Genomic DNA, 12,178 nt, shown 5'->3' on the forward strand with positions numbered 1-12,178 from the left:
TACAACCGTACGACAATGCATGGTCAACACCACCAACAAACGGCGTTAGCCGCGTTTAACCCCATATTTTTTTGTCCATACCTGCACGAACGCAGGTGGGACCGCCGCTTTCACGAAGGTATCCGCCTGCCAGGGATCGCGGAACCCCCCGGAGAACGGAATGTAGCGATATGGTTCACCAGCAAGATAGTGAATCATCTGCAACGCAATTTTATTGGATCGCAGTTGCGCAAATACCGAACACTGGTGAAAGTACGCGTTCATTTTCGTCGGCACGTTCATAGCGGCATCAGAAATAGTGTGGATCTCTACAAACGGTACCTTATTTAAGGTCGATATCAGCGCGATTGGATAATTACCAGCCTCGTCCGCCTCATGGAATATGCGGGTACTCTGGCGGATTTGTTGAACATTGCGCAACCAGGCCGCACCAGAACCCTGAGTACCGTAGGTCATAATCCACGGCTTACGCCCCATTGGGGCCGAAAGGATTTTTCCCGGAGTATCCGGGCACTCACTTGCGGCGCGCTCCGCCAGCTTGACCAGAACAGGATCGGCATAAATATATTCGGGATTGGGATTCCCTATGGTGTACCCCTCGTCATCTGCCACCAAAGCACTAAACTGACCTGGTACGATGGCGCCATTTTCCTTGGTCATGTAGTTACTAAAATTAACCACCCTTGCGCCGATCACGACATCGCCCATCGACAGTTGTGACAGATGGGATCCCGCAGTGCCCGGATCAATCATAATACCAGGCCTAAAAATGCGCTCCAACAAATAGGTGTCGATTGCCGTCAGGCTGAAACTACCAATCGGCGGCGGTGAGGACAACACGATATGTACACCATCAATGTCTCCCGTCGTAAATTGAAACATGCCTTCGTGATACTGCTTCTTATGCGTCATGACAGACGTGTATTGTCGATATGTATCGGGACTGGCTGGCAACATAATACCCACCGTCAGTCCTGTTGCGGCAGGTTTCGCCTGAGGAAGCGCAATGTCTTTTCCTGCTCTATCCGCGCCATGAGCAATAGAACCATACACGTTCAATATCGCGCCGAAGCATCCACATGCCAATATACTAAAAAACCGCATTATTTTACCCCCCAGTACCTGTGCGTAAAATGGTATTCACTTGACCAACAACAATACGGGCACTGCATCGGCCTAAATGCCCCCTATGCAGTGCCCCAGAAGGCAACCAGATTAACTGTGAGCGCTTACTGGAAGCGGAAGCTCACGTTGCTCCCAACAAACACCGGCGCGCCAACCTGTCCCCGGTAATAGGAGAACGGTTTCAGTACTTGCTCTGCATAGACCAGATAGTTATTGTCAAGAATGTTGTCGGCATAAAGACTGAACTTAACCGACTTCACGTAGGTCGATTTGATCGGCATCTCGTAGGACGTTGTAAAATCGAGCGTCTCATATGCCGGTAAAGTGCTACCTATCGTTTCGCCCTTGTTGGTCGCCATATATTGACGTCCGACAAAATGGCCGGTCAGCGCCGCGTACAGGCCGCCGTGCTCGTAGCGGACACCTGTCGTTGCCGTGTACATCGGGATGTAAGGCCGGTATTCTCCGGGATAGGCCGTGCCATTCACACCAGTAGATAGGCTGCTGTATTTAGCGCTGGTGTAGTTGTATGACCCGAAAAATGACACATGGTATTTAATGGGCACATCCAAACCAAGAGTAACCCCCTGATACAGGGCATTGCCATTATTGTACTCATAAGTCTGACCTTGGGATGGATCATAATACTGGCTGAAAATATTGCTGAAGTTACGCCTGAATACGGATAAATTACCCGATACTACATTGCTCGTGTAACGCACGCCGGCATCGTAGCTGATGTCACTCTCCGGCTGAACGGTAATGGGCGCTGGTGTGGGGGATGCGCCCACAACTGAGTAAAAGGCACTAATGTTCGGTACCTTGTTTGTCTTGCCTACACTGAAATACAGATTCACATTATGAATCGGTGTATAGGAGAATCCCAGGGACGGCTCCCAGAAGTAGTACGTATTATTGACATGGCCGCCATAGTTGTAATAATAACCAGGCACTTCACTACAACCAGTTGAGACGATGTTATACTTCACACCGGGGTATATATGGAGGGCACCGTTCAGCAGATTGATATTATCCTGAAGATAGATATAGTTATAATTACGCGCATCATGCTCATTCCAGGCATTGTTGTATCCGTCGATATTCGGAACCGGGCTGCTGCCGTACCAATACTCGGCACTATGATCCTGACTGTAATCCACCATTGCACCCAACTCGATGGTGTTATGCGGCGCAAAGAACGTCATCGATGGCAAGAAACCTATACTTTGAATGTCATCGATATAATTATGGAACTGCGTTCCGGCTGCCCCCGATCCAAACAACGCTACCGGATCATAGCTATTGTTTGCGGAGGGATACGCCGCCCAGGGCTCGAGATTGGTCCCCACCGGGTATCCTTCATAAGTCGCGTAGCCATAATACCTTGGATTATAATAGGCGGAACTCGTTAGCGAGGTACTATTCGCTGCCTGTTGCTGAATAAAGACTTTCGTCTTAGCAAGCATATAGTCGTTTAATATGCTTTTCCACGACAAGATCACATTCAACGCATGGGTATTCGTGCTACTGGATGCCACATCCATCGGTGGCTGGTAGGAGCGCCCGTTCTGCGCAAGCAGGGCCAGGGGCACCAAAGATGGCTGACGCGCCGACTCATTGTTATAAACCGCGATCAGCTTTAATTGAGATAATCCATTATTATATGGCTGCAGCAACGCAAAATAATACGAATTTATCTTGGCGAAGATGTCGTTCATGAAACTGGGGGCATGCGTATAGGAATATTTGAACAGCATCTCGGTGCCCGTTCCTGGCAACGCCCCGCTATTCACCGCAATACCCGTGGTGTAGTTGCCGCCGCGATACCCGTACTTTCCACCAGAGGCATTGACATCCAGATAATACTTTGATGTGGGCAATGCGGGCTCGTAAGAAATTGTGCCGCCGAGCGAGTTGATACCATTTTGCGAGGGTTGATTAGCACCGCTATAGACCTTCACTGTCGAAATTTGGCCCATCGTTAACGGCGTGTAGGCGTGATTGTCACCCGTACCACCGGCACCACCACGAAAGGTGTTGATAATGGGCACCCCATCAAAATTCGATGCCATCTGCGCGCTCGTGAAGCCTTGATAGGTGAATTCGTTATCCGTGGCAGATAGGTTACCCGGGCCTTGGGAAATAACATTCATTCCAGGCACATGCTTCAATACGGATTGAAAGTTCTGCGCCGGTGACGCATGGGTCACGGTCTTCTTACTGACGGAGGTCACCGCTTTTTCCGGGGGAGCGACCTTTTTCACGGAGCCGACCTCTGTGACCGCACTGGAAGGATTTTGACTTTCGGTAGAGGCGACGACGCCGGTCTCGTCGGCATAAGCGAATGTACTAACCGATACGCTGACCGCCGCTACTACTGCCGCATAAAGTATCGCTGGTGCCATTGTAGAGACAGCTGCTCCCATCCGTCGGGCGACGGAGGCTTTATTACTATGTTTGGTGTTCATCTAAGTTCTTCCTCTATAGTTGATGGTGCGATGATACAAAAGCAAAACTTGTGCCGCTTACACAACAAATATAATATTATGATTTAATTGGGTATATTAAATCTCACAACAGAGAACAATCTGTCTTTCCGCACCAAAATAATGCGTGCTGTTTATAAGTATGATTATTGTGGTGCATTCTATCTCGTTGAAGATATTTATCCGGAAAAAGCCGGTCAAAAATGCTTTTTATCGGCACCACTATAGCCTTCACCATCGGCGTAATGTTTGCCATTTGTAATTTCTCATCACACGATAAAATCATTGTCAAAAAAATAGTATTTCTTCGATAGTCCACGCAACAATGCGGGCGCCGCCCGTGCTTCAGGAGGCGTGGGCAACACCCGCAGAACTAGGCTTAGCTCATCAAATGCTCAGCGCTTACTGGAAGCGGAAGCGCACGTTGCTCCCAACAAACACCGGCGCCCCAACCTGTCCTTGGTAATAGGAGAAAGGTTTCAGCACCTGCTCTGCATAGACCAGATAGTTATTGTCAAGAATGTTGTCGGCATAAAGACTGAACTTAACCGACTTCACGTAGGTCGATTTGATCGGCATCTCGTAGGACGTTGTAAAATCGAGCGTCTCATATGCCGGTAAAGTGCTACCTATCGTTTCGCCCTTGTTGGTCGCCATATATTGACGTCCGACAAAATGGCCGGTCAGCGCCGCGTACAGGCCGCCGTGCTCGTAGCGGACACCTGTCGTTGCCGTGTACATCGGGATGTAAGGCCGGTATTCTCCGGGATAGGCCGTGCCATTCACACCAGTAGATAGGCTGCTGTATTTAGCGCTGGTGTAGTTGTATGACCCGAAAAATGACACATGGTATTTAATGGGCACATCCAAACCAAGAGTAACCCCCTGATACAGGGCATTGCCATTATTGTACTCATAAGTCTGACCTTGGGATGGATCATAATACTGGCTGAAAATATTGCTGAAGTTACGCCTGAATACGGATAAATTACCCGATACTACATTGCTCGTGTAACGCACGCCGGCATCGTAGCTGATGTCACTCTCCGGCTGAACGGTAATGGGCGCTGGTGTGGGGGATGCGCCCACAACTGAGTAAAAGGCACTAATGTTCGGTACCTTGTTTGTCTTGCCTACACTGAAATACAGATTCACATTATGAATCGGTGTATAGGAGAATCCCAGGGACGGCTCCCAGAAGTAGTACGTATTATTGACATGGCCGCCATAGTTGTAATAATAACCAGGCACTTCACTACAACCAGTTGAGACGATGTTATACTTCACACCGGGGTATATATGGAGGGCACCGTTCAGCAGATTGATATTATCCTGAAGATAGATATAGTTATAATTACGCGCATCATGCTCATTCCAGGCATTGTTGTATCCGTCGATATTCGGAACCGGGCTGCTGCCGTACCAATACTCGGCACTATGATCCTGACTGTAATCCACCATTGCACCCAACTCGATGGTGTTATGCGGCGCAAAGAACGTCATCGATGGCAAGAAACCTATACTTTGAATGTCATCGATATAATTATGGAACTGCGTTCCGGCTGCCCCCGATCCAAACAACGCTACCGGATCATAGCTATTGTTTGCGGAGGGATACGCCGCCCAGGGCTCGAGATTGGTCCCCACCGGGTATCCTTCATAAGTCGCGTAGCCATAATACCTTGGATTATAATAGGCGGAACTCGTTAGCGAGGTACTATTCGCTGCCTGTTGCTGAATAAAGACTTTCGTCTTAGCAAGCATATAGTCGTTTAATATGCTTTTCCACGACAAGATCACATTCAACGCATGGGTATTCGTGCTACTGGATGCCACATCCATCGGTGGCTGGTAGGAGCGCCCGTTCTGCGCAAGCAGGGCCAGGGGCACCAAAGATGGCTGACGCGCCGACTCATTGTTATAAACCGCGATCAGCTTTAATTGAGATAATCCATTATTATATGGCTGCAGCAACGCAAAATAATACGAATTTATCTTGGCGAAGATGTCGTTCATGAAACTGGGGGCATGCGTATAGGAATATTTGAACAGCATCTCGGTGCCCGTTCCTGGCAACGCCCCGCTATTCACCGCAATACCCGTGGTGTAGTTGCCGCCGCGATACCCGTACTTTCCACCAGAGGCATTGACATCCAGATAATACTTTGATGTGGGCAATGCGGGCTCGTAAGAAATTGTGCCGCCGAGCGAGTTGATACCATTTTGCGAGGGTTGATTAGCACCGCTATAGACCTTCACCGTCGAAATTTGGCCCATCGTTAACGGCGTGTAGGCGTGATCATCACCTGTTCCACCGGCGCCACCGCGAAAGGTGTTGATAATGGGCACCCCATCAAAATTGGATGCCATCTGGCTGCTTGTAAATCCCTGGTAAGTAAATTCGTTATTTACCGAAGAAAGATTACCAGGGCCTTGGGAGACTACATTCATCCCGGGCACATGCTTCAGTACAGACTGAAAATTCTGGGCCGGCGATGCATGGGTGACCGTCTTTTTGCTCACTGAGGTTACTGCCTTTTCTGGCGGTGCGACTTTTTTAACAGCACCAACGGAGGTGACCTTTCCAAGAACACTTGAACTCGTGGTAGAGGCAACGACACCCATATCGTCGGCATCAGCGAATGTACTAGCCGACAGGCTGACAGTAGCGAGTATTGCCGCATAGAGAACCGCCGGCGCCATGTGAGTTACCGCGGCCACTGCTTTTCTATCCGCAAAGATCTTTGTACTGTATTCAGTGTACATCTTACATTCTCCATCTCTAATTAATGATATAATAACTCGCTATTTACGGCGCCAAGCATAGCCACAGAATGTACGCATACATTTGTCCCCGGAATGGACAATCGTTGCTATCTCTCACAACCGTCGACCAAACCACGGGGATCCGTTGGGGTTTGGTAAAAATAGTTCGGATACGGATCGCCAGACGGATAACCATATTTCCCGTGAAGTAGATTATTGCCGTAACTTTTAATCACCCTTAGCATTATCTTATCGCTGATGTTCTGTGTTATTTGCGACGCTGTCTTCCGATGCGCACCTTGGGGAGGAACGCCGTTTCCGCTAAATTCAAATACACTATCGGATATGGTGCTCACCTCGATGAAAGGAATGTTGGCCAATTTTGCAACCGTAGCGGAAAACCAATCCCCATCTTCATCTACCTCATGAAAAACGTCGTCTGTTTTCTTGATAAACGATTTATCGGCAAGCCACATTGAAGACGTCCCCTGTATTCCATAATAATAGATTTCTGGCTTTTGTACTTTGAATTCACCGTTAATCCAAGATGGCAACTTTTCTCTGTCAGCAACATATTGCGCCGCACAAGCGGTATATTTTTCCAACTTTTTGTTTAGGTAAAAATATTGATAATCCTGAAGACTGGATTTTCCAGAAAACTCATCTGGGACGAGGCCGCCTGTTGGCGACATGTAAAAATTTGCAAAGTTTACTTGTTTTGTTCCTATAACAATATCTCCTACATGCATCTGTCCTGGCGGAATATGAGCGCCAGATGTCCCAGGGTACAGCAGAGCTTTTATATTAAAATGATCGACCATGACTTGCGCGGTAAGCGCGCGCGTATACTCTCCGCCAAACGGCTGGATGCAGATAACTACAGGAATCTTATAAATACTTCCAATTTGATAATCAAATTGACCTATGTGAACGGATTTAATCTTTTTAAACTTTTTAAGGATGACGGCATAATGGGCAGGTCCGACGGGAATGAGCAGGCCTAAATACCCACTACCGCCCAGACCCGAGAGCTTTTGATCGGCCTGCGCACTGCCAACGGAAAGCCATAAAAAACAAAAAGCCGTTAAAATATAGATAATATGCCGTGCAAATTTCATAAGTTCCTAGCCCCTATTTATTTTACCAAAAATTCGTGATTCAGCTTTTCAGTCCAAGTTAAACTGGGCCATCTTTTCTTTTCGCCGCACCCGAAGATGTCTGGCACAAGTCGGGTGCGGTGGTGCCTTCGATCCCATACATCTGTGCGGTGTATCTGGAAAATTTAGCTATCGACTATAATCGCGCTATGTTGTGTACTATTAAAGTGCTATTTTCTTGTGATCATGCATCAAAAAACGCAACACAGAAGGGCCGTTCGCGACCGCATGATCAGGCGTACCATGACCCAAGGAAAAGGCGCTCGCCGCTCTGGGCGGTATCTCCAACGGACGATCACCATCAACGGTCGTCCTGATGTATCAGGTTGATCAAGTCTTGCAGATTGTTTTCATCAGGGGATTCAGCAGGGTGATTCAGATAGCTTTAAAGCCCGCCGCATATAGGTCGAAAAGGAAGCGTGACGCTTCGCTTGCGCTGGGCGATGGCGGCACTCACTTGCCAGGCCTTTGCAAGTCTGCTGGCCCGAAGCTATTGGGCAACAACTCGCTAAACGTCATTCGTTGCGGACTGCCCGCCAGCATCGACGTGTAGACCCACATCGATGGCCCGGCAAATTCATTGAGCCGCTGACGACAAGTCCCACACGGCCACGCCGGAGAGTGCCCTTTGCAGGCGATGTAGGCTGCCCGGATAGGTGTCCTGCCAAGAGTGGCGACCATCTGGCCGATCGCCACCGCCTCGGCACAGAGGCCGGAAGGATACGCTGCGTTTTCAATGTTACAGCCCTGAAAAATACGCCCAGACTCGGTGAGCAGTGCCGCGCCCACCGGAAAATGCGAGTAAGGTGCGTAAGCGTGTTCCAGAATCGCTTCTGCAGCCTGGCGTAATTGGGCGAGCGTCGCCACCGAAATGTCCGAGAAGATCAACGAACGAGTCCTGCTATTTTTCGCGGTTGCCCGCGCTGCTCCATGAAACGTATTCCCATATAATAAATGCCTCCAGTGATCGCCGCAGAACAGATCTGCCAGGGTATGAGATGAATTATTTCCGGACCCATCAGGAAACCCAACTGCGCCAGCACCACCCCAAAAATCAGCATGCTGATAGCCCAGGGTGCAGGCCATAGGAAATAGTCCGTCCAGATATGAACGCGCAGATAGAACAGAGAAACAGCATCGCTATAGTACTTACCATGGTACCAATCGATCACCAAAATGAAGCTGAACGGAAAGAGCAACGATCCCAGCATGGAAAGAAAGCCCTCGATAAACTCCAAAATTCCGGCCACGGCCAGCAGGGTGGAGAATATACCGAGCAGAACGACGATAGCGGGTTGCATAAATCGATGTGGTTTACCGGTAACATTGATGACCGCGAGCAGCTTGGTCACCGCTGGATACAGGTTCATGGCGTTGGTATGAGCGATAGCCAGGATCACGCCGATGGCAGAGATTTCTCCCCAGAATGGTAGGTTTTTACCCAGCAAGGCGATATTCCAGTCCCCGGTCATTTGTAGTGCTACCAGACCCAAGAGACCCATAAAAAGCACCGCAGACATCACGCCGATCGCGGGGGCAAGCAGATAAAGCACCCGATCTGATGCCTTCTCCTGAGCTGTAGAAGGCACACAAAAACGGGTGACCGTCGGAAAATCATACGACCAGGCCAACAGACTAAAACTCAGCACCAGATCAATATCCTTGCCCCAATCTACTGTTCGTGTCGTTACCGGAAGCACGAAGGCATGCTGGGTAAAGAGGTAATAGGCGAGCACCGCGTAGCAGAGCAGAAAGAGCAGAGCCGTGTATTTATAAAATTTTTCCAGCACCTCCATACCGAAAAATACCAATGTGATTTGCAGCACGCCCAAAACGATATACCAGAGCATACCGAGGTCTGGAAACAACGTGTCGAGAATTTTCCCACCCACATCGGTATTCAGACCAAACCATCCCGCGCCGACGATGGTGTATAAAATGGCCAGAAAAGTAGCGCCCCCCATACCGAAAGTACGTCGCGCCATCACCATGGAGATGATGGGAACCTGGCGGCCCATATGCGATAGCAACATAGCGGGAACCAGACCGATCAGCGTGGCGAACAGAACGATCAGGGCGAAATTCCACAAGCCAATCCCGTGGAGAAGCAATCCGATCACCGGCGTCGTCGCTGAGGCGGAGGCCAGCGCCCAGATCAGGAAGAGCATACCGGGTCGCATGCAACGGTCCCGGTCGGGGACTGGGGCCACTCCCAAGGTTTCCACATGGTGGATATCCAACGCCGGGGTGCTACTCACAGGGTCAGTCCGCACTGTGGTCATCAAAATACCATTTTCACTGTACCAAAGAACGAGCGTGGCATCATCGGCTCTGCGACGAGGTAATTGCCGGGCTGATTATTAATATAGGGGAACTGCTTTTCCAGAACCGACGCTTCGGAATTCAGGAGATTCACCCCGCTCAAGCTGAGCGTCACACTTTTTAACCCGTACTGATGTATCTGAAAGGTATGCGCGAGATTGAAGTTCATGGTTGCGTAGGCAGGCATACTAATAGAAGTTGGCGCACCTGTGCTTGCCTCAATATATTGCGGCCCAACCAGATTGCCGTATAGTCTCGCCCGCGTGTTCATGTAGTGCCCCAATATCCCGATACCCGCCAGATAGGTGGGCGTATTTGCCCGCGGCTCTCCAATGCTGGTGGCAACGCCATAGGCGCTTGACGAGTTTGAGGTGTAATGCGTATCCTGAAGCGAATAGTTGCCATAAACAGACAGATAACTATCCAACGCGTAAGCCGTCGCAATATTGATACCCTGATACGACGACGAGCCAATATTGTATTCATAAGTCAGCCCTGTTGTGGTATCATAGTAGGAGCTGAACGTGTGCATAAAGTCCGATCGATAGAACGAAATACTCGCATCAATACCAGCATGGCTGTATGCTGCACCAAATTGATACGTATTGACTTGCTCTGGTTTTATCGTCACCGGCGTCGCTGGTGACGTCGATGTGGCATTACTATCCGCTGCATAAAATGCAGTGATATTCGGATACTTGTACCCGACCGCATAGTTGGCATAAAGAGTTACCGATCTTATCGGCTTATACTGAATGCCAACGTATGGGCTCACCTCGCTGTAAGAGCGGCCACTGCTCGCACCTACGGTGTAGTAGTATCCCGGTACATCATTGATATGCGTGCTTACCGCCTCATATTTCAGACCAGGGGTAATCGCCAAAGAACGTGTCGGCTTGATTTTGGCCTGCGCATAGAGTTTACCGTACAGACGCCATGCATGCTCGTCCCAGAGATCATTGTAACCAGCCAGTTCAGGGACATTCGGGCTTCCGTAGACATAGTCCCGTGAATGATACTGAGAGACAGCGCCCAGTCCTCCGGCTTTCAAGTCAACATAATGATTGAGCCATTCGACAGAAGGATTAAAACCGAAGGTATTTGTCGTATAGCTATAACTATGGTAATTGTCCCCGTTAATAGTTTGCGCCTGACACGCCGCAGAATAGTTTCCCGCAAAATCGTTACCCGAATACTGACAGACAGTTTGTGCCGGGTTAAGATAAAAGGTGACAAAACTGTTATAAGGCGTACTGACACTGGGATTCACATATTCCAAACGATTGGAATTGGTGTAGGCATAAAACCCTTTGAAACCAAAAACGGCGTGAGAAGATATGAGCGTTTTATTCTGCACAATAGTCATCATGTGCTCCGCCGTGCTATTCGCATAAGTGAAGGACAGCGGCCATTGGTAATTGGGTCCATATTGCTGCAACAGCGCGACCGGCATTCGTGCTGCAGTGGCGCCCTTATTTTTATTCAACAAAAATATGACTGACCACTTGGAGGTCGGCGAAATTTGTGGCAAATCATAGGCCGCATAGTAGGAATATTCGCGATCAGGACTGTGGGCCAGATAGCCTGCAGTCTGGCGCGAAGAAAATCTCAGCAGGAGGTTACCATAGCCCGGGTTTGCACCGGTGTTGATCTCGGCACCATAGCTGCGCGTGTCAAAAGAACCATAACCAGCAAATATCGACTCGTAACGTTTTGCCGAAGGAATCTTCGGAAGATAATCAATATTCCCGCCAATAGCCCCGACGGCGTTGATATCTGGCGATGGAGTGCCATAGGTCACCCGGATGCCCGAAGTTTCACCCAGCGTGACCGGGATGAGATTCGTCAAATCTGCATAATTGTTATTGCCTCCGGATAAGCCGCCATTGAACAAATCAGCAATGGGCAGATTATCAAAGGTGTAGCCCACTTGTGTCTGGGAGAAGCCACGTACGGAAATATGGGTCTTGACGCCGATGGGGTTCGTACTGGTGGCGTTGACCCCAGGCACAAAACTCAGAATGGTCGAGGCATTTTGCGTCGATTCCTGACCTTCCAGGAATTTTTTGGGAATCAGCGCTGTTTCTGCACCGAACACCGGCTTTATATGGGTGAGTGCCGCCTTCTCTACGGTTCGCAGTAAGTTCTTGGAGACGGATTTGATCTTATATATTTTTTTGGCCGGGGGCGGCGTGGCGGTGGTCACTTCTGCATAGACCGGCATAAGTGAGGCACCTAGTAACCCTGTTGCCACCAACAAGCTCTGTCTCAAAATATATTTATTGGCTTTGTTCATTATAGACTCCAGTAGTTATACCGCCT

Annotated in this window: 7 protein-coding genes; all 7 read right to left on the bottom strand. The window is 49.3% G+C overall.

Features of this window, described 5'->3' with window-relative positions; genetic code table 11:
- Nucleotides 1-45: 45 nt before the first annotated feature.
- The gene (locus M0P56_RS07405; RefSeq protein ID WP_291509413.1) at nucleotides 46-1,104 is read right to left on the bottom strand and encodes a hypothetical protein; all 1,059 of its coding nucleotides are present in this window, start codon (nucleotides 1,102-1,104) and stop codon (nucleotides 46-48) included.
- Between the two features lie 125 nt (nucleotides 1,105-1,229).
- Complete coding sequence (locus tag M0P56_RS07410; RefSeq protein ID WP_291509414.1) at nucleotides 1,230-3,593, bottom strand: TonB-dependent receptor; 2,364 nt, start codon at nucleotides 3,591-3,593, stop codon at nucleotides 1,230-1,232.
- A gap of 420 nt (nucleotides 3,594-4,013) precedes the next feature.
- Nucleotides 4,014-6,377 carry a TonB-dependent receptor gene (locus M0P56_RS07415; RefSeq protein ID WP_291509415.1) on the bottom strand — a complete coding sequence of 788 codons (2,364 nt, stop codon included), beginning with the start codon at nucleotides 6,375-6,377 and terminating at the stop codon, nucleotides 4,014-4,016.
- A 107-nt stretch (nucleotides 6,378-6,484) separates the two neighbouring features.
- A complete protein-coding gene (locus M0P56_RS07420) occupies nucleotides 6,485-7,495 on the bottom strand; it encodes a hypothetical protein (protein WP_291509416.1) in 1,011 nt (336 codons plus the stop codon).
- A 492-nt stretch (nucleotides 7,496-7,987) separates the two neighbouring features.
- The gene (cdd, locus tag M0P56_RS07425) at nucleotides 7,988-8,422 is read right to left on the bottom strand and encodes a cytidine deaminase (protein ID WP_291509417.1); all 435 of its coding nucleotides are present in this window, start codon (nucleotides 8,420-8,422) and stop codon (nucleotides 7,988-7,990) included.
- Nucleotides 8,419-9,792: a cytosine permease gene (locus M0P56_RS07430; protein WP_291509418.1), complete on the bottom strand. Its 1,374-nt coding sequence runs from the start codon at nucleotides 9,790-9,792 to the stop codon at nucleotides 8,419-8,421. The genes cdd and M0P56_RS07430 overlap by 4 nt, the downstream gene beginning before the upstream one ends.
- Before the next feature lie 23 nt (nucleotides 9,793-9,815).
- Entirely contained in the window at nucleotides 9,816-12,152 is a 2,337-nt protein-coding gene (locus tag M0P56_RS07435; protein WP_291509419.1) for a TonB-dependent receptor, read from the bottom strand.
- Nucleotides 12,153-12,178: the final 26 nt, after the last annotated feature.

Source organism: Acidithiobacillus sp. (genome assembly GCF_023229925.1).
Lineage (GTDB): Bacteria > Pseudomonadota > Gammaproteobacteria > Acidithiobacillales > Acidithiobacillaceae > Acidithiobacillus.

Bases quoted from the DNA above. Each gene is read 5' to 3' on its own strand.
- M0P56_RS07405 (WP_291509413.1), bottom strand. From the start codon at position 1,104: ATGCGGTTTTTTAGTATATTGGCATGTGGATGCTTCGGCGCGATATTG.
- M0P56_RS07410 (WP_291509414.1), bottom strand. From the start codon at position 3,593: ATGAACACCAAACATAGTAATAAAGCCTCCGTCGCCCGACGGATGGGA.
- M0P56_RS07415 (WP_291509415.1), bottom strand. From the start codon at position 6,377: ATGTACACTGAATACAGTACAAAGATCTTTGCGGATAGAAAAGCAGTG.
- M0P56_RS07420 (WP_291509416.1), bottom strand. From the start codon at position 7,495: ATGAAATTTGCACGGCATATTATCTATATTTTAACGGCTTTTTGTTTT.
- M0P56_RS07435 (WP_291509419.1), bottom strand. From the start codon at position 12,152: ATGAACAAAGCCAATAAATATATTTTGAGACAGAGCTTGTTGGTGGCA.